Source organism: Mycobacterium venezuelense, from assembly GCF_054919535.1.
Genome location: NZ_JBONDW010000001.1, coordinates 231917 through 249417, shown reverse-complemented (window position 1 = coordinate 249417; position 17501 = coordinate 231917). Strand labels below are relative to the sequence as shown.

The window sequence follows — 17501 nt, the reverse complement described above, 5'->3', positions numbered from 1 at the left end:
TCGACGCACCAGCGAGGCGTCCGGTTCCTTCACCCGCCGAGGCTACGGTTTATGACGGATTTGCGGCGACATTCGTCAGAAAGCGTAGTCTCGGCGCACCTAGGCCTCCGCCAACCGCTTCTTCTCCGCCTCGATGTCGAAATCAGCCGGCGGCCATGACATGTCGAGACCTTTGAGCGCTTCGATGAGCAGTTCGGTGATGGCCAGCCGGCTGTACCACTTCTTGTCACTCGGCACGATGTGCCATGGCGCGTACTCGGTCGAGGTGCGGTCGAGCATCGCCTGATAAGCCTCTTGGTACTTGGGCCACAGCAGGCGTTCGTCGATGTCGGCCGGGTTGTACTTCCAGTACTTGTCGGGCCGCTCGAGGCGTTCGGCCAGGCGTGCTTTCTGCTCGTCGAGTGAGACGAACATCGCCACCTTCACCAAAGTCGTGCCGGCGTCGACGAGTTCGCGCTCGAACGTGTTGATCTCGTCGTAACGGGCGCCCCACACGTCGGGCGGCACGAGGTTGTGTACGCGGACGATGAGCACGTCCTCGTAGTGCGAGCGGTCGAACACGCCGATGTGCCCCGCCGGCGGCAAGGCATTGCGGATCCGCCACAGGTAGTGGTGGGCGCGTTCCTCCTCGGTGGGCTTGCCGAAGCTGGTGTACCGAATGCCCTGCGGATTGGCCGCTCCCACAACGTGTTTGACGATCCCGCCTTTGCCGGCAGTATCCATGCCCTGCAAGATCAGCAGCACCGAGCGGTTGTCGTCGCCGCTCTTGTTGCGGGCGTAGAGCATCTCCTGCAGCTCGGCGAAGCGATTGTTGCGCTGGGTCTGGAGCTCGGGCGCATCGGATTTGGAACCGCTGAAGCCGGGTGTGTGTTCGGTCTCGATGTCGGCGACCTTGTCGCCGGGCCGGAACGCCAGGTGGATGTGCGGCTCGTGCGTCCAGAGCTCGGGCAGGTCGGAGTCGTTACTCACGGGCCCTAGTCAAGCAGGCGCCGCGGCGGAACCGGCGACGGATGCGGCTGCGAGTTGAATTTCTCAAGCGATCCGCCGACCTCGACGATGCCGCACAGGGCGTACCACGACAGCATGGTCAGGTAGTCGATCAGCTCGTCGGTGGTCATCCGTGGATTCGACATCCACGAGTGCGTGGCCAGTTGCACGCCGCCGACGGTGTGGAACGCCCACGCCTCGGCACCGGCGGTGTCCATGCCCGCCTCGGCCATGCGTCGACGCAGCATCACCGCGAGCATGCGTGCGATGATCTGCTCGGAGTCGGCGACGGCCTTGCTCTTGCTGGCCGAGTTGTTGGCCATCACGAATCGGTACGGCTCGGGCTCGGCGGCCACGGTCTCGACGTACACCCGGATGATCTCGCGGGTGAGGTCGAACCCGTCGAGATTCGACGACAGCGCCGCCGCCATGTTCGGGATCAGGGTGGTCTGCGCGAACCGCATCATCACGGCGGTGGTGAGGTCGTTCTTGTCGACGAAATAGCGGTACAGCACAGTCTTCGACACGCCGATCTCGGCTGCGATCTCGTCCATGCTGACGTTGCTGCCCCGATGCCGGATGGCTTCCAGGGTGCCGTCTACCAACTCGTTTCGACGCTCCACCTTGTGCTGGTGCCAGCGCCGCTTACGTCCATCGGTTTTCACCGCCGCCGGCGGAGTCTGCTGTGCCACTGTTCGCAGTAATTCCAATCCCTAGGTCCACTTGATACTACGGCGAATCGGCCCCCATCTGCTTCTGGGATCGGCCCGGTACTCGCGGGATAGCGGATGATGGACCTGTGGCACATCGATTCGATGCGGAGAACCGCGCGTTGCCGGCGCCGCGGGCGAGTTTCGCCGAGACGCTGGCCGGTGCGGACAGCGCAGCCGACGCCGAACGCCGACGGGGTTTGCGGCGGATGAAGCTGGTGGCGCTGAGTTTTCTCATCGGCGCCACCATCGTCTTTCTGGTGTGCACGTGGGCGCAGTCGAACGGGGCCCCGGGATGGGTGGGTTACGTACGTGCGGCCGCCGAGGCCGGGATGGTCGGCGCGCTGGCCGACTGGTTCGCTGTCACCGCGCTGTTCAAGCATCCGCTGGGCATTCCGATCCCGCACACCGCGATCATCAAGCGCAAGAAGGATCAGCTGGGCGAGGGGCTCGGCACCTTCGTTCGCGAGAATTTCATGTCTCCCGAGGTGGTCGAGACCAAGCTTCGCGACGCGGAGGTGGCAGGCAGGGTCGGCAAGTGGCTCTCCGACCGGTCCCACGCCGAGCGGGTAGCCGCCGAAACCTCCACCGTTTTGCGCGTCGGGGTGGAGATGCTGCGCGACGAAGATGTGCAGCACGTGCTCGACCGCATGATCGTCAAACGCATCGCCGAGCCGCAGTGGGGGCCGCCGATCGGCCGGGTGCTGGCCTCGCTGCTGGCCGAGGGGCGCCAGGAGGCGCTCATCCAGTTGTTGTGCGATCGCGCGTTCCAATGGTCGCTCAACGCGGGCGAGGTCATCGAGCGCGTCATCGAGCGGGACTCGCCGACCTGGTCGCCACGCTGGGTCGACCACCTGGTCGGGGACCGCATCCACCGCGAGCTCATGGATTTCACCGACAAGGTTCGGCGCAACCCCGACCACGAACTGCGCCGGTCGGCGACGCGGTTCATGTTCGAGTTCGCCGACGATCTCCAGAACGACGAAGCCACCATCCAGCGCGCCGAGAACGTCAAGGAACAGATCATGGCGCGCGACGAGGTGGCCCGTGCCGCCGAGACCGCGTGGACGGCGGCGAAGCGGATCATCTTGGAATCGGTTGACGATCCGTCGTCGGCACTGCGCACGCGGATCGCCGACTCGGTCATGCACATCGGTGAATCGATGCGCGACGATGCCGAGCTGCGCGACAAGGTCGACAACTGGATCATCCGCGCGGCCCAGCACCTGGTGTCCGAATACGGGGTCGAAATCACCGCGATCATCACCGAGACCATCGAACGCTGGGATGCCGACGAGGCGAGCCGGCGCATCGAACTCCATGTCGGCCGTGACCTGCAGTTCATCCGGATCAACGGCACCGTCGTTGGCGCGCTGGCCGGACTGATCATCTATTCGATAGCTCAACTACTCTTCTGACCTGCGCTAACTAGTGCTTGCAAAAGTTAGCACCCCGTCGTAGCGTGGAATCCGTCGTTAACGGATACCCGACCTACGAGGGGGCCACGCATGGCGCAGGATGAGAATCTCGCGGCTGTTGTGTCCAACGCCGCGCAGGACATCGGAAGCTTCATCCGGTCCCAGCGGGAGGCGGCACAGGTATCGGTGCGGCAGCTGGCCGAGAAGGCCGGCGTCAGCAATCCCTACCTCAGCCAGATCGAGCGGGGTTTGCGTAAACCGTCTGCCGACGTGCTCAACCAGATCGCGAAGGCATTGCGGGTGTCCGCGGAAGTGCTCTACGTCCGCGCCGGGATCCTGGAACCCAGCGAACCCAGCGAGGTCCGCGACGCCATCGTCAACGACGTCGGGATCACCGAGCGGCAGAAGCAGGTGCTGCTCGACATCTACACGTCGTTTCGCCAACAGAACGAAGCCGCTGCAGGTGAGGAGCCGACGTCTGACTCAACTGACTAACACCCTTCGCACTGTCCGATGACAACCAGAACTTCATCCCTGGAAAGGAATTCAACAATGGCCGACAACACCACCGACAAGAACCAACCGACCATCGAAGACCTCAAGGCCCCCCTGCTCGCCGCAGTCGGCGCTGCCGACCTCGCCCTGGCCACCGTCAACGAGATCGTCGCCAGCCTGCGCGAGCGTGCCGAGGAGGCCCGCACCGACGCCGAGGCACGCGTCGAGGAGAGCCGTGCCCGCCTGAACAAGCTGCAGGAGGACCTGCCGGTTCAGTTCGGTGAGCTGCGCGACAGGCTCAGCTCCGACGAGCTGCGCAAGACCGCGGAGAGCTACGCCGATCAGGCCACCGCGACGTACAACAAGCTCGTCGAGCGCGGCGAGGCCGCCCTGGAGCGCCTGCGCAACCAGCCGGCTCTCGAAGAGGCCGCCACGCGCGTCGAGGGCTACACCGACCAGGCCGTCGAGCTGACCCAGGAAGCGCTCGGAACCGTCGCCTCGCAGACCCGCGCCGTGGGCGAGCGCGCCGCCAAGCTGGTGGGCGTCGAGCTGCCGAAGAAGGCCGAGAAGGCGCAAGCGCCGGTCAAAAAGGCCACCGCACCGGTCAAGAAGACCACCCCGGCTGCGAAGAAGGCCGCTCCGGCCAAGAAGGCCACCCCCGCGACCAAGGCCGCTCCGGCCAAGAAGGTCACCCAGAAGTAATCCCCGTCATTCGACGTCGACGATGGCGCCCGCATAGGCTGGTGAGGTGATACTTGCCAACCTTGCGGGCGTCATTGTTGCGGTACTCGTCGTCCTCGTCCTGATCGTGGGCGTCTACGCCTTCATAAATGCGGCTATGCAGCGCCCCGACGCCTACACGGCCACGGGCAAGCTCACCAAACCGGTATGGCTCGCCATCATCGGCGTGGGACTGCTGCTGGCGCTGCTGTTGCGCGACGCGTTCGGCGCTGCGATCTCGGCGTGCGCGACGGGCGTGTACCTGGTCGACGTCCGACCGAAACTACTTGAGATCCAAGGAAAGTCGCGCTGATCGATGCGCCTTTCGAAGGCCGCGCTCGGCGCGGCGACCTTCGCCGTGGCTCTGACGTGCGTGGCTCCGGCGGCCTGGGCTGAGCCCGCCACGCCTTACGTCGATCATGTCGAATGGGCCAAATGGGGCGACCTGTCGAGCCTGCGGGTCTATCCGACCGACGCCGCGCGCCGGCTGGCCCGTCAGCCCGGCACGTCGGTGCAGGCCGACGAGGCATGGGCGCAGGTTCTGGCGCTCTCGCCCGACGCCGATATCGCCGGCATGCGCGAGCAGTTCCTGTGCCACTGGACGTTCGCCGAGCTTGCCGAACCGGGCAAGACCAGCTGGAATCTCGAGCCGTGGCGCCCCGAGGTGTCACCGGACATGATGCTGGCCGCGGGCTGCAATCCCGGCGGTACGGAAGAACCGTTCTGATGAGCCGGTACACGCGCGCACAGGTCGCCGCGCTAGTCGATCACACGCTCCTCAAGCCAGAAGCGACCGCGGCCGATGTCGCCGCGCTCGTCGCCGAAGCGGCCGAACTCGCGGTGTTCTCGGTGTGCGTCTCGCCGCCGATGGTCGCCGCGGCCGCCAAGAAGTGCCCGGCCGGGCTGGCCGTGGCCGCGGTGGCCGGATTTCCGTCCGGCAAGCACCTGCCCGAGATCAAGGCCGCCGAATCCCGGTTGGCCGCCGCCGCGGGCGCATCCGAGATCGACATGGTGATCGACGTGGGTGCCGCGCTGGCCGGCGACCTCGTCGTGGTGGCGTCCGACGTGGCCGCCGTGCGGGCTGCGGTACCGGACGCGACGCTCAAGGTCATCGTGGAATCCGCTGCGCTACTGGAGTTCTCCGGGGAAGCGCTGCTGGCCGACGTGTGCCGGGCCGCCGAGGAGGCGGGCGCCGACTTCGTGAAGACCTCCACCGGATTTCACCCAAGCGGCGGCGCGTCGGTGCAGGCCGTCGACATCATGGCCCGCACGGTGGGGGAGCGGCTGGGGGTGAAGGCCAGCGGCGGCATCCGCACCGCCGAACAAGCCATCGCGGTGCTCGACGCAGGCGCCACCCGGCTCGGGCTGTCGGGCACCCGAGCCGTGCTCGACGGTTTCAGCTAGCGCGGCTCACAGGGCCGCGAAGCACGGATCCTCGGCAGGCTTCGGCATCGAGGCGTTCTGCGTCGAGAACTGAGCCACCACACCGCTGTCGGTCACCTGCACGCTGTCGGCGTGGATGCCCATCGGATAGTTCTCGGTGAGCTGCGAGGTGAACTGGTCGAGGATCGGCTGCAGTGTCTCGCGCGGCCACGACAGGCCGATCGCGTTCAGTTCGGTGATCTGCAGCGAGATGCCCTTGTTGACCACGCGGGGCTTGGCGATGATCGTGCCGACCAAGCCCTTGAGCTCGATCGTGCCTGCTGACGGATTTGTGGACACGTCCGAGATCGCCGAGCCGATGAACGGCAGCTGGACCATGTCGGCCACCGTCTGGCGGATGCCGTCGGTGGACCAGGTGATGTTGGCGACCAAAGAACCGACCGAACCGCCCGAGTCGGCGGTGTCCTCCAGGCGCACGTCCTTGATGTGGAGCGCGACCTTCATGCCCTTGGCATCGCGGATCTGGTTGCCCGCGGTTTCGATGTTGATGTTCGTGTAGTGCCCGGACATGTGCTGCAGCAGGAACGGCGGCAGCGGGTCGAACGACGCCGTTGCGCTGTCCTCCACGATGCACTCGACGACCCCGGCCACGATGCTGTCGGCACGGTTGCGGGCATACAGTTCGCCGCCGAGCACGCCCGCCGCGACCAAGGCCAGCACGATCACGACCACCAGGACGATCGACAACGGGTCGGACAGCAGCTTCTTGATCTTCGCCATCGGCGACAAATCCTTCTGCGGGGATGCGACTGGGGGCGGCGCGGCCGGGTAATCGGGCGCAGGTCCCTGCGGAGGCTGCTGGGGCGGTGCCGGCGGTACTGGTGGGGCCTGGTCGGTGGGGCGGGCCCAGGGATCGGTCACCCCAGCGATTGTGCCTTACCGGACTGGGCAAAATGCGAGCGACCGAGCTGGGCGCGGGACGATCGGTTGCTCAGCACCGCGATGGCGTCGCGGGCTCCGCTCGCGGCGTCGAGGTCGATGTCGGCCAGCAGCAACTGCGGATCCGCGCCCGCTGTGGTGAGCACCTCGCCGGTGGGCGAGGCCACCAGGCTGCCGCCGACGCCCGTCGGGCCGGACTTCGCGATCTCCTCACCCGGATAGGCCTGATCCACCGCCGCGATGAAACCGGTGGTGTCGAGCGCCCTGGCCCGGGCCAGCAGTGTCCACTGCTCAAGCTTGCCCGGCCCCGAACCCCACGACGCGTGCACGGTGATCAATTGCGCGCCGCGTTGCGCCAGCTCCACGTAGAGCTCGGGAAACCGGATGTCGTAACACGTGGTCAAGCCGACCGGCACGCCGCCCACAGGGATGGTCACAGGTTCGGAACCCGGTGCGACGGTGCGTGATTCGGCGAATCCGAACGCGTCGTAGAGATGCATCTTGTGGTAGTGGGCTTCGATGCCCGGCCCGGTGGCCAGCAACGTGTTGGTGACCCGGCCGTCGTGGCTCGGCGCGAACATCCCGGCCACCACGACAATGCCGGCGCGCGCGGCGATGGCGCGGACGGCCGACGCCCACGGGCCGTCGAGTTCCTCAGCGACCGGGCCAAGCGGAACCCCGAACCGGCACATCGTGGCCTCGGGAAACAACACGAGCTGTGCGCCGTCTTCGGCGGCACGCCGGGTGTAGTCCTCGACGAGTTCGAGGTTCGACGACGGTTCGGTGCCGGTCGCGATCTGCGCCATGGCAATTCGCATGAACCTCAGCCTACTGGCGCCACGGTCTCCCACGGGACGGTGAGCACCCCGTCGCGCATCCGGCGCCGTGGCGGTTCGACGCTGAACCCCTCAGCGCGCAGTAGCTCCAGCATCGCGCGCCAGCGCACCCGCGGGCCGAACACCCCGTGCCCGGCGACACTGGCCCAGGCCCGGTCCGCGGCGCTGAGCAGCCGATGGATGGGCTGACCCTCGATGTTGTCGTGGATCAGTATCTTCGGCAGTCGCTCGCCCAGATCCGACGGCCGCTCGATCGCGAACGGATCGCACGCGAGCGTCAGGCTGACCGGGCCCGCCGTGTCCAGCAGAACCCAGCAGCACCGCCGGCCCAGCTCGTCGCACGTGCCGTCGACGACCAGCCCGCCCGGTGCCAGCTGCCGCCGCATCGTGGCCCAGGCGTCCGGGACCGCCTCGACCGGATACTGGCGCAGCACGTTGAACGCCCGCACCAGCACCGGCCGCAGACCGGCCAACTCGAATCCGCCGAGCGCGAACTCGACACCGTTGGCGCCGGCCAGTTCTCGCGCGGTCGCGACCCGCTCGGGGTGGATCTCCAGGCCGACGACGCGGACGTCGGCCCGCACCACTTGCAGTCGCGCGGCCAACTCAAGCGTCGTGACCGGAAGCGCGCCGTAGCCGAGATCGACCACCAGCGGCTCGTGCGCCGTGCGCAGCGCACTGCGCACCCGCGCCGAATGCACCAGCCAGCGGTCGCTGCGGCGCAGGCGGTTGTACCCGGTTGTGCCCCGGGTGATCGCTCCGACGGGTTTGCCTGCCGGGCTCATAGCTCTCGACGCTACGGCACCGATCAGGAGTTATCGCCGATCCACACCGTGGTGAAACGCTGTTCGGCGATCAGCAGATCGACGAGCTGTGAGCCGATGAAGTTCTCGATCTTGCCGCCCACCAACGGGATCTTGACCTCGACCGTGGTGCGGACGGCGAGCTTTGCCCCGGCACCCGACGGCGCGAGGAGCGCGGTCCCGGTGAGCGACACCGGTGCGCCGTGGATCGCACCGCTGACCGTGCCGTCGGCCTTACCGTCGCGGATCGGTTGCCACGTCTCCTCCCGGCGGATGCTCAGGTCACCCTGGTGGAACTGCGACACCAGGCCGGGCAACCGGTCCGACCGCAGAACCTGCGTGGTGACGACGTCGATGCCGCCATCGTCGGCGATGGTCAGCCGGTCCAGGCTCGCGTCGTCGGCGCCGGAATCGGCGAGGCGGGCCAGCCAGTACCGCTCATCGGCGAATGCGCGGCGGACCTGTTCGACGCTGCCGTCGTATTCGGTGGCCATGTCGAATGATCGCGGCATAGCTGGCCAGGCTACCGTTACCGGCCGTGGTCAGTTCGCATGTCGCAGGCGTCGAAGTCGCCGAGTCGGTTCCGCTGGCTCCGCTGACCACGCTGCGCATCGGCCCCACCGCACGCAGGGTTCTGACCTGCACGAGCACCGAACAACTCGTCGGTGTGTTGCGCGCCCTCGATCTGGAAGACGAGTCCGTGCTGGTGCTGGCCGGCGGCTCGAACGTCGTCCTTTCCGACGACATCGCCGATCTGACGGTCGTGCGGGTGGCCAACACCGAGATCACCGTCGCGGGCAACCTCGTGCGAGCCGAGGCAGGCGCGGTGTTCGACGACGTTGTGGTGACCGCGCTCGCGCACGGCCTGGGCGGGCTCGAATGCCTGTCGGGGATACCGGGCTCGGCCGGTGCGACGCCCGTGCAGAACGTCGGCGCCTACGGGGCCGAGGTTGCCGACACCATCAGCCGGGTGCGGTTGCTGGACCGCCGAACGGGCGAAGACCGCTGGGCGCTGCCCGGAGAACTGCGGTTCGGCTACCGCACCAGCGTGCTCAAACACTCCGACGCGGTGATCGTGCTGGAAGTGGAGTTCGCGCTCGACCCCGACGGGCGCAGCGCGCCGCTGCGGTACCGCGAACTGGCCACCGCACTGGGCGCCGAACCGGGCGACCGGGCCGACCCGCTCGCGGTGCGCGAGGCCGTGTTGCGGTTGCGGGCGGGCAAAGGCATGGTGCTCGACGCCGACGACCACGACACCTGGAGCGTCGGATCGTTTTTCACCAACCCCGTCGTATCGCAGCCCGAATTCGACCGCGTTCAGGCCGCGGTGGCCGGGCCGGTGCCCAACTATCCCGCGCCTGACGGCGTCAAGCTCGCGGCGGGTTGGCTCGTCGAGCACGCGGGTTTCGGAAAAGGGTTCCCCGGCGACGGCGCCGCGGCGCGGTTGTCCACCAAGCATGCGCTGGCGCTCACCAACCGCGGTCATGCGACAAGTGCGGACGTGATCGCGCTGGCCAGGACGGTGCAAGCCGGTGTGCGCGACGCGTTCGGGATCGAACTCACACCCGAACCGATTCTGCTTGGATGCTCGCTGTCGGTACCCTAGATCCACGTGAGCTCAGCCGGTGATATTCAGGCCTCTGCGCCGCTGATAAACCGGCGGCGCGCCCTGACGGCGCTTGCCGTCGGAGTGGGCGCAGGCGCGCTGGCCGCGTGCTCGGGCAAGACGCCCGGCCAGGCCGAACCCGAGGCCGCCCCGGCCGCGCCGACATTGACCTACGAACCCGCCGCCGACAGCGCCGACGTCCTCCCGACCGCGCCGGTGGGCGTACAGGTCAGCGATGGCTATTTCCAGCGCATCAGCCTGACCAATCCGGACGGCAAGGCCGTCGCGGGCCGGCTCAACCAGGACCGCACCGCGTTCAGCACCACCGAACCGCTCGGCTTCGACTCCACCTACACGTGGGCGGGCACGGTCGTCGGCCATGACGGCAAATCCGTTCCGGTCCAGGGCAAGTTCACCACGGTCGCGCCTCAGACGCAGGTCAACGGCCAATTCCAGCTCGCCGACGGTCAGGTGGTCGGCGTGGCCGCGCCGGTCATCCTGCAGTTCGACGCGTCGATCGACGACGAGCACAAGGCGATCGTGGAGAAGGCGCTGCAGGTCACCACGGTGCCGTCCGTCGAAGGCAGCTGGGCCTGGCTGCCCGACGAGGTGGGCGGGTCGCGCGTGCACTGGCGCAGCCGCGAGTATTTCCCGCCCGGAACGAAAGTCAGCGTCAAGGCGCCGCTGTACGGCGTGGACTTCGGCGATGGAGCCTACGGCGCCGCCGACGCCACGCTCGACTTCGAGATCGGCAGGCGCCAGGTCGTCAAGGCCGAAGCTTCCTCGCACCGCATCCAGGTGCTCGACGGAGCCGGTGCGGTGATCATGGACTTCCCGTGCAGCTACGGCGAAGGCGATCTCGACCGCAACGTCACGCGCAGCGGCATCCACGTGGTCACCGAGAAGTACGAGGACTTCTACATGACCAATCCCGCGGCGGGTTACGCCAACGTGCGGGAGCGGTTCGCGGTGCGCATCTCCAACAACGGCGAGTTCATCCACGCCAACCCCGCCAGCTCGGGCGCGCAGGGCAACAGCAACGTCACCAACGGCTGTATCAACCTCTCGATCGAGGACGCGCAGCAGTACTTCAACACCGCGATGTACGGCGATCCGGTCGAGGTCACCGGCACCCGCATCGAGCTGTCCTACGCCGACGGCGACATCTGGGACTGGGCCGTCGACTGGGACGAATGGACGGCCATGTCGGCGATTTCGGACAAGAAGCCGCCCGCCGACATCCCGGCCTCGGCCCCCGCGACGCCGACCGACGCCCCGACCCTGTCGGGCACGCCGACCACCACGACGCCTGAGCCGAGCCCCGCACCGGGCGGCTGATCACTCCGCGAAACCGACGCACTGGTGGGCGGGGCTGCGCGCGGGCGACCAGTGCGTCGGTTTCGCGGACTACACCTGCCGGTTGAAGCGGCCGTGCGGCGCCTGGTCGCGCGGCCGGATCACGATCTGGTCGAGGTTGACGTGTGACGGCCGGGACGCGACGAAACCGATGACCTCGGCGACGTCCTCGGCGACCAGCGGCGTGATGCCCTTGTAGACGTTGTCGGCGCGTTCCTGATCGCCGCCGAAGCGCACCAGGGAGAACTCCGTCTCCACCGCGCCGGGTGCAATCTCGGTGAGCCGCACCGGTTTTCCGAGGAGCTCGCCCCTGAGCGTGCGGTGCAGCGCGCCCTGCGCGTGCTTGGCCGACGTGTATCCCGCACCGCCGTCATAGGTCTCGAACGCCGCGATCGAGGTGATCGTGACGATCAGGCCGTCGCCGGATTCGATGAGCTTGGGCAGCAGGGCGCGCGTGACCCGCAGGGTGCCCAGCACGTTGGTCTCCCACATCCAGCGCCAATGGTCCAGATCGGCGTCGGCCACGGGTTCCAGCCCCTTGGCCCCACCGGCGTTGTTGACCAGCACGTCGACCCGGTCGAGGCCGGCCGCCATGGCGGCGACGGCATCGGGGTCAGTGACATCCGCCACAACGGCGGTTCCACCGATCTCACTGGCCAAAGCCTCGACGCGGTCCGCGCGCCGTGCGGCGCAGACCACTTGAAAGCCAAGGGCGGCAAGGGTTTTGGCGGTCGCGGCACCGATTCCGGCACTGGCACCCGTGACCACCGCGACCCGGCGGTCGGACTGTGGTGTCGTCATCTGCCCAACCTTAGTTGCCGTGCTAAGTTCGTCGTGTGTCCCAGACCTCCCAGTCCCGCTTCGTGCGGCGTGCGTGTTGTTGTTGCGCACCCCGCCGCGCCTGACTGAACCCGGACACCGCTGTCCTGCTGAGTCGCAAGGTGTGGCCTCGACCCACCTACCGACAACCAGTAAGGACAACTCACGTGACCACCGCCACCGCCGCACCCATCCGTCGCCCCGGCAAGACCGCCCCCCGCGCCAATCGGTCACTGGCTTCGAGCACCGCGCGCTACCCGCAGTCACGCCTGCTGCACATCGTCGCGCCGTCGCTCAAAGTTCCCGACGCCGCGCCTGCCGCGGTCTTCAGCGCGGTCCGGATGCGTGGCCCGATCGCCCGGGACGCGGTCGCCCAACACACCCAGTTGAGCATCGCGACGGTGAACCGGCAGGTCACCGCTCTGCTTGAGGCCGGAATCCTGCGCGAACGCGCTGATCTCGCCGTATCGGGCGCGATCGGGCGGCCCCGCGTTCCGGTCGAGGTGAACCACGAGCCGTTCCTGACGCTGGGCATCCACATCGGCGCCCGCACCACCAGCATCGTGGCCACCGATCTGTTCGGTCGCACGCTCGACGTCGTCGAAACCCCGACGCCGTCCGGGCCGCAGGCCGCTGCGCTCGCGACGTTGGCCTCCAGCGCGCGCCGTTACCTGAGCCGCTGGCACCGGCGCCGGCCGTTGTGGGTGGGCGTCGCGGCCGGTGGCGTGGTCGACAGCGCCACCGGGTATCTCGACCATCCACGGCTGGGCTGGAGTGATGCCCCGGTCGGCCCCGCGTTGGCCGAGGCGCTCGGCCTGCCGGTGTCGCTGGCCTCGCACGTGGACGCGATGGCGGGCGCGGAGCTACTGCTGAGCGGTAGGCGGCCCGACGCCGGTGGTACCCAGGCCAGGACCAGCCTCTACGTCTACGCCCGCGAAACGGTCGGCTACGCCCTGTCGATCGACGGCCGGGTGCACACGCCGGCCAGCGGCCCCGGAACCATCGCGGGTCTGCCCGCGCAGTCCGAACTGCTCGGCGGCTCAGGGCAATTGGAGTCGAGCGTCAGCGACGAGGCGGTGCTGACCGCGGCCCGCAAGCTTCGGATCATCCCGGCGGAAGGCCCGGCTTCGACGCTGCCGACGGTGCTGCGCGCCGCCAGGCAGGGCAACGAACAGGCCCGCGAGTTGCTCGCCGACCGCGCCCGTGTTCTCGGCGAAGCCGTCGCGCTCCTGCGCGATCTGCTCAACCCCGACGACCTGGTCGTCGGCGGCCAGGCGTTCACCGAGTACCCCGAGAGCATGCCGTTGGTCGAGGCCGCATTCGCCCAGCGCACGGTGCTCGGGCCACGTGATCTGCGGGTTGCCGCGTTCGGTAACCGGGTGCAGGAGGCCGGTGCGGGCATCGTCTCGCTGGGCGGGCTGTACGCCGATCCGATCGGTGCCATGCGGCGCGCTCAAACCCGTCGATCGGCAGCGGTGTAGACATGTCTGTGTGCGCCTAGCAACAGACGGGTCCGACGTCGCATCGAACAGGCACCGGCCCGAGGCTCCTCGCCGTGTCGCAGTGCTGTCCGTGCACACCTCCCCATTGGCGCAGCCGGGCACCGGTGATGCCGGCGGCATGAACGTCTACGTCCTCCAGACCGCGCTGCAGCTGGCCCGCCGTGGTGTCGAGGTCGAGGTGTTCACGCGGGCGACCTCGTCGGCCGATGCGCCCGTGGTGCCGGTCGCCCCCGGCGTGTTGGTGCGCAACGTCGTGGCCGGACCGTTCGAGGGGCTCGACAAATACGATCTGCCCACACAGCTGTGTGCGTTCACCGCCGGCGTTTTGCGGGCCGAGGCCACCCACGAGCCCGGCTACTACGACATCGTTCACTCGCACTACTGGCTGTCCGGCCAGGTCGGCTGGCTGGCCAGGGACCGCTGGGCGGTGCCCCTCGTACACACCGCACACACGCTGGCAGCGGTCAAGAATGCCGCACTCGCCGAAGGTGACTCACCCGAACCACCGCTGCGCGCCGTGGGGGAGCAGCAGGTGATCGACGAAGCCGACCGGTTGATCGTCAACACCGAACACGAAGCGCACCAACTTGTTTCGCTGCACAACGCCGATGCCGCCCGCATCGACGTCGTGCACCCCGGCGTGGATCTCGACATGTTCACCCCCGGTTCGCGGGAGGCCGCGCGGGCGGTGCTCGGGCTCGCCGCCGACGAAAAGGTGGTGGCCTTCGTCGGCCGCATCCAGCCGCTCAAGGCTCCTGACATCCTGTTGGGGGCGGCGGCCAAGCTGCCCGGCGTGCGGGTTCTGGTGGCCGGTGGCCCGTCGGGTTCGGGGCTGGCCGAGCCCGACACCCTGGTTCGGCTCGCCGACGAGCTGGGTATCACCGATCGGGTGACGTTCCTACCCCCGCAATCGCGTGAACAGTTGGTCAACGTGTACCGCGCCGCCGACCTGGTGGCGGTGCCGAGCTACTCGGAATCGTTCGGGCTGGTCGCCGTCGAGGCCCAGGCCTGCGGCACGCCGGTGGTGGCCGCCGCCGTCGGCGGACTTCCCGTGGCCGTGGCCGACGGCGTCAGTGGTGCCCTGGTGAACGGCCATGACGTGGGCGATTGGGCGGCTGCGATCGACTCCGTGCTGCAGGCGCACCCTGCCGTGATGAGCCGGGCCGCCGTCGAGCACGCCGCCCGATTCTCGTGGGCCCACACGGTCGATGCCCTGCTCGCGAGTTACTCGCGAGCGATGACCGACTACCGGTCCCGCCATCGCAGGCCGGCCCGCCGCGCCGGCAGGCGCTTCTCGATGCGACGGGGTGTGCGCACGTGACCGAGCGGGCTGCCCAAGACATCCGCGACGCCATCGTCGCCACGCTCGACGAGCACGAGCTGGTCTACCACCACCACGAGGGCACCCACGGCGGCTTGCCCGGCATCGTCGTCGAACTGCCCGGTGAGCGCCGGCTGGTGACCAACACCATCCTGAGCATCGGCGAACACTCGGTGCGCGTCGAGGCGTTCGTGTGCCGCAAGCCCGACGAGAATTTCGAGGGCGTCTACCGGTTCCTGCTCAAACGTAACCGCCGGCTCTACGGCGTGGCCTACACGCTCGACAACGTCGGCGACATCTATCTCGTGGGCCGCATGGCGTTGAGTGCCGTCACCGCCGACGAGATCGACCGCGTGCTCGGCCAGGTGCTCGAAGCCGTCGACTCCGACTTCAACACGTTGTTGGAGTTGGGTTTTCGCTCGTCCATCCAGAAGGAATGGGAGTGGCGGGTGTCGCGCGGCGAGTCGTTGAAGAACCTCAAGGCGTTCGAGCACCTCATCGAGGACTGACGACTCATGAGAGGATCGCTGACATGCCGACCCTGATCCTGCTTCGCCATGGCGAGTCCCAGTGGAACGAGAAGAACCTGTTCACCGGGTGGGTCGATGTCGACCTCACCGACAAGGGCCGCGCCGAGGCAGTGCGCGGCGGCCAGTTGATGGCCGAGCTGGGGTTGCTGCCCGACGTCGTGTACACCTCGTTGCTGCGCCGAGCCATCAACACCGCGAATCTGGCGTTGGACAAGGCTGACCGGCACTGGATCCCCGTGCACCGGGACTGGCGGCTCAACGAGCGTCACTACGGCGCGCTGCAGGGCCTGGACAAGGCCGAGACCAAGGCGAAGTACGGCGACGAGCAGTTCATGGCGTGGCGACGCAGCTATGACACGCCGCCGCCGCCCATTGAGAAGGGCAGCGAGTTCAGCCAGGACGCCGATCCGCGCTACGCCGACATCGACGGCGGCCCGCTCACCGAATGCCTCAAGGACGTTGTCGAGCGGTTCGTGCCGTACTACGAGGGCACGATCATCCCCGATCTGCAGGACGGCAAGACCGTGCTGATCGCCGCGCACGGCAATTCTCTGCGCGCCCTGGTCAAGTACCTCGACGAGATGTCGGACGAGGACGTGGTCGGGCTCAACATCCCGACCGGCATCCCGCTGCGCTACGACCTGGATGAGAACCTCAAACCGCTGGTCGTCGGTGGTCAGTACCTCGATCCGGAGGCCGCCGCCGCGGGTGCGGCAGCCGTCGCGGCGCAGGGCGCGAAGTAGCCGGCCGCCGTCACCCGGGCCATTCGGCGAACGCAGGGTTACACGGGGTTAACAGCAACCAAACTCCTGTCTTTGGCCGTGTGACATGTCCCGTTTTGGCCGCACGCTGCTGGGATGACGTTCACCGGATGCGTACGATTTTCGCGTGAGCTTGGTGTCGGCGTTACTGCTGACGGCGGTCGTGGCGTTGCTCGCGCTGATCGTCGGTGTGGGCGTCGGCGCCGCAGTCGCTCCCCGCATCATCGCCAGGCGCCAGCGCCGCGCCGCGGACGAAGCGGGCATGACGGTTTCCCAGATGCTGCAGCTGGTGGTGTCGCTGTCACCGACCGGCATCGTCGTCGTCGACACCTTCAACGACGTGGTCTACGCCAACGACCGCGCCGGTGAGCTGGGGGTGGTGCGGGACAGGCTGCTCGACGACCGGGCCTGGCGCGCCGCCGAGCAGGTATTTGCCACCGGACAGAACATCGAGGTCGACCTTTCGCCGCGCAAGGTGACCAACCCGGGACGGTCGGGCATCTCGGTACGCGGCGAGGTGCGGCTGCTCGCCGACGACGATCGCCGCTTCGCCGTCGTCTATGCCGACGACCAGTCCGAGCACGCGCGCATGGAAGCGACGCGACGTGACTTCGTGGCCAACGTCAGCCATGAACTGAAGACTCCGGTCGGCGCCATGGGTGTGCTCGCCGAAGCCCTGCTGGCCTCGGCCGACGATCCCGACACCGTGCGCCGGTTCGCCGACAAGATGGTCGCCGAGTCGCATCGGCTGGCCGACATGGTCGGTGAGCTCATCGAGCTCTCGCGACTGCAAGGCGGTGAGCGGCTGCCCGATCTGGAGGCGGTCGACGTCGACACCGTTGTCGCCGAGGCGCTCTCGCGGCACAAGGTGGCCGCCGACAACGCCGAGATCGGGATCACCACCGACGCCCCGACCGGTTACCGCGTCCTCGGCGACGAGGCACTGCTGGTGACGGCCATCGCCAATTTGGTGTCGAACGCAATCGCCTACTCGCCCAACGGATCGAGCATCTCCATCAGCAGGCGCAGGCGCGGCGGAAGCGTCGAGATCGCCGTGACCGACCGCGGCATCGGGATCGCCAAGGCCGACCAGGAGCGGGTCTTCGAACGGTTCTTCCGGGTCGACAAGGCCCGCTCGCGCGCCACCGGTGGCACCGGCCTCGGCCTGGCAATCGTCAAACACGTGGCCGCCAACCACAACGGAACCATCCGGCTGTGGAGTCAGCCGGGAACGGGGTCGACGTTCACGCTGTCGATCCCGGCCTATCCCTATCCCGACGACCCCGCAAAAGACCCAGACGAACGAGAGGATTAG

General features: G+C 67.9%; 20 protein-coding genes. 13 read left to right on the top strand and 7 right to left on the bottom strand.

The annotated features are described in order from the left end of the window. Positions 1-99 precede the first annotated feature (99 nt). Positions 100-969, bottom strand: a complete 870-nt coding sequence (locus ACRCUN_RS01250; protein ID WP_462139835.1) for a polyphosphate kinase 2 family protein — start codon at positions 967-969, stop codon at positions 100-102. A gap of 5 nt (positions 970-974) precedes the next feature. Next, a complete protein-coding gene (locus ACRCUN_RS01245) occupies positions 975-1679 on the bottom strand; it encodes a TetR/AcrR family transcriptional regulator (protein WP_462139834.1) in 705 nt (234 codons plus the stop codon). A gap of 107 nt (positions 1680-1786) precedes the next feature. On the opposite strand from ACRCUN_RS01245, the gene ACRCUN_RS01240 reads away from it, so the two are divergent. The 6 genes from ACRCUN_RS01240 to deoC all read left to right on the top strand — a co-directional run bounded on the left by ACRCUN_RS01240 (position 1787) and on the right by deoC (position 5734). Beyond that, complete coding sequence (locus ACRCUN_RS01240; RefSeq protein ID WP_462139833.1) at positions 1787-3115, top strand: DUF445 domain-containing protein; 1329 nt, start codon at positions 1787-1789, stop codon at positions 3113-3115. A 90-nt stretch (positions 3116-3205) separates the two neighbouring features. Continuing rightward, on the top strand, positions 3206-3610 hold the full coding sequence (locus ACRCUN_RS01235) for a helix-turn-helix domain-containing protein (RefSeq protein WP_067849238.1): 405 nt from the start codon (positions 3206-3208) through the stop codon (positions 3608-3610). A 57-nt stretch (positions 3611-3667) separates the two neighbouring features. After that, positions 3668-4312, top strand: a complete 645-nt coding sequence (locus tag ACRCUN_RS01230; protein ID WP_462139832.1) for a heparin-binding hemagglutinin — start codon at positions 3668-3670, stop codon at positions 4310-4312. A 46-nt stretch (positions 4313-4358) separates the two neighbouring features. Further along, entirely contained in the window at positions 4359-4643 is a 285-nt protein-coding gene (locus tag ACRCUN_RS01225) for a DUF2516 family protein (protein WP_462139831.1), read from the top strand. Between the two features lie 3 nt (positions 4644-4646). Continuing rightward, on the top strand, positions 4647-5057 hold the full coding sequence (locus tag ACRCUN_RS01220; RefSeq protein ID WP_462139830.1) for a DUF2599 domain-containing protein: 411 nt from the start codon (positions 4647-4649) through the stop codon (positions 5055-5057). After that, positions 5057-5734, top strand: coding sequence for a deoxyribose-phosphate aldolase (gene deoC / locus ACRCUN_RS01215; protein ID WP_462139829.1), 678 nt, complete (start codon positions 5057-5059; stop codon positions 5732-5734). Before ACRCUN_RS01220 ends, deoC begins: the two co-directional genes overlap by 1 nt. A gap of 6 nt (positions 5735-5740) precedes the next feature. On the opposite strand, the gene ACRCUN_RS01210 is transcribed toward deoC, so the two are convergent. Genes ACRCUN_RS01210 through ACRCUN_RS01195 form a run of 4 tightly spaced genes read right to left on the bottom strand, consistent with a single transcriptional unit; the run spans position 5741 to position 8803 of the window. Next, positions 5741-6634, bottom strand: a complete 894-nt coding sequence (locus tag ACRCUN_RS01210) for an LmeA family phospholipid-binding protein (protein ID WP_462139828.1) — start codon at positions 6632-6634, stop codon at positions 5741-5743. Further along, positions 6631-7470 carry a carbon-nitrogen hydrolase family protein gene (locus ACRCUN_RS01205; protein WP_462139827.1) on the bottom strand — a complete coding sequence of 280 codons (840 nt, stop codon included), beginning with the start codon at positions 7468-7470 and terminating at the stop codon, positions 6631-6633. The genes ACRCUN_RS01210 and ACRCUN_RS01205 overlap by 4 nt, the downstream gene beginning before the upstream one ends. 5 nt (positions 7471-7475) lie before the next feature. Continuing rightward, complete coding sequence (locus ACRCUN_RS01200) at positions 7476-8273, bottom strand: class I SAM-dependent methyltransferase (RefSeq protein ID WP_462139826.1); 798 nt, start codon at positions 8271-8273, stop codon at positions 7476-7478. A gap of 23 nt (positions 8274-8296) precedes the next feature. Then, positions 8297-8803 carry a DUF2505 domain-containing protein gene (locus tag ACRCUN_RS01195; protein ID WP_462139825.1) on the bottom strand — a complete coding sequence of 169 codons (507 nt, stop codon included), beginning with the start codon at positions 8801-8803 and terminating at the stop codon, positions 8297-8299. A gap of 26 nt (positions 8804-8829) precedes the next feature. On the opposite strand from ACRCUN_RS01195, the gene ACRCUN_RS01190 reads away from it, so the two are divergent. Together ACRCUN_RS01190 and ACRCUN_RS01185 are read left to right on the top strand one after the other, a co-directional pair. Next, complete coding sequence (locus ACRCUN_RS01190; RefSeq protein ID WP_462139824.1) at positions 8830-9897, top strand: UDP-N-acetylmuramate dehydrogenase; 1068 nt, start codon at positions 8830-8832, stop codon at positions 9895-9897. 6 nt (positions 9898-9903) lie between these two features. Then, on the top strand, positions 9904-11235 hold the full coding sequence (locus ACRCUN_RS01185) for a L,D-transpeptidase (protein ID WP_462139823.1): 1332 nt from the start codon (positions 9904-9906) through the stop codon (positions 11233-11235). Between the two features lie 69 nt (positions 11236-11304). On the opposite strand, the gene ACRCUN_RS01180 is transcribed toward ACRCUN_RS01185, so the two are convergent. Continuing rightward, positions 11305-12054: an SDR family NAD(P)-dependent oxidoreductase gene (locus ACRCUN_RS01180; RefSeq protein WP_462139822.1), complete on the bottom strand. Its 750-nt coding sequence runs from the start codon at positions 12052-12054 to the stop codon at positions 11305-11307. Positions 12055-12239: 185 nt separating this feature from the next. Here ACRCUN_RS01180 and ACRCUN_RS01175 point away from each other — a divergent pair, with 185 nt between their 5' ends. The 5 genes from ACRCUN_RS01175 (at position 12240) to ACRCUN_RS01155 (ending at position 17501) form a co-directional block, all read left to right on the top strand. Continuing rightward, positions 12240-13553 (top strand): ROK family protein, encoded by a 1314-nt coding sequence (locus ACRCUN_RS01175; RefSeq protein WP_462139821.1) that lies wholly within the window; start codon positions 12240-12242, stop codon positions 13551-13553. A 10-nt stretch (positions 13554-13563) separates the two neighbouring features. Then, the gene (gene mshA, locus ACRCUN_RS01170) at positions 13564-14895 is read left to right on the top strand and encodes a D-inositol-3-phosphate glycosyltransferase (RefSeq protein WP_462139820.1); all 1332 of its coding nucleotides are present in this window, start codon (positions 13564-13566) and stop codon (positions 14893-14895) included. A 20-nt stretch (positions 14896-14915) separates the two neighbouring features. After that, a complete protein-coding gene (locus ACRCUN_RS01165; protein ID WP_462140110.1) occupies positions 14916-15404 on the top strand; it encodes a type III secretion system chaperone family protein in 489 nt (162 codons plus the stop codon). 23 nt (positions 15405-15427) lie between these two features. Further along, entirely contained in the window at positions 15428-16168 is a 741-nt protein-coding gene (locus ACRCUN_RS01160) for a phosphoglyceromutase (protein ID WP_462139819.1), read from the top strand. A gap of 145 nt (positions 16169-16313) precedes the next feature. Further along, positions 16314-17501, top strand: a complete 1188-nt coding sequence (locus tag ACRCUN_RS01155; RefSeq protein ID WP_462139818.1) for a sensor histidine kinase — start codon at positions 16314-16316, stop codon at positions 17499-17501.

Excerpts from the sequence above, each read along its gene's own strand:
- ACRCUN_RS01235 (WP_067849238.1), top strand. The coding sequence starts at position 3,206 with ATGGCGCAGGATGAGAATCTCGCGGCTGTTGTGTCCAACGCCGCGCAG.
- ACRCUN_RS01230 (WP_462139832.1), top strand. The coding sequence starts at position 3,668 with ATGGCCGACAACACCACCGACAAGAACCAACCGACCATCGAAGACCTC.
- ACRCUN_RS01220 (WP_462139830.1), top strand. The coding sequence starts at position 4,647 with ATGCGCCTTTCGAAGGCCGCGCTCGGCGCGGCGACCTTCGCCGTGGCT.
- deoC (WP_462139829.1), top strand. The coding sequence starts at position 5,057 with ATGAGCCGGTACACGCGCGCACAGGTCGCCGCGCTAGTCGATCACACG.
- ACRCUN_RS01205 (WP_462139827.1), bottom strand. The coding sequence starts at position 7,470 with ATGCGAATTGCCATGGCGCAGATCGCGACCGGCACCGAACCGTCGTCG.
- ACRCUN_RS01200 (WP_462139826.1), bottom strand. The coding sequence starts at position 8,273 with ATGAGCCCGGCAGGCAAACCCGTCGGAGCGATCACCCGGGGCACAACC.
- ACRCUN_RS01195 (WP_462139825.1), bottom strand. The coding sequence starts at position 8,803 with ATGCCGCGATCATTCGACATGGCCACCGAATACGACGGCAGCGTCGAA.
- ACRCUN_RS01180 (WP_462139822.1), bottom strand. The coding sequence starts at position 12,054 with ATGACGACACCACAGTCCGACCGCCGGGTCGCGGTGGTCACGGGTGCC.
- ACRCUN_RS01160 (WP_462139819.1), top strand. The coding sequence starts at position 15,428 with ATGCCGACCCTGATCCTGCTTCGCCATGGCGAGTCCCAGTGGAACGAG.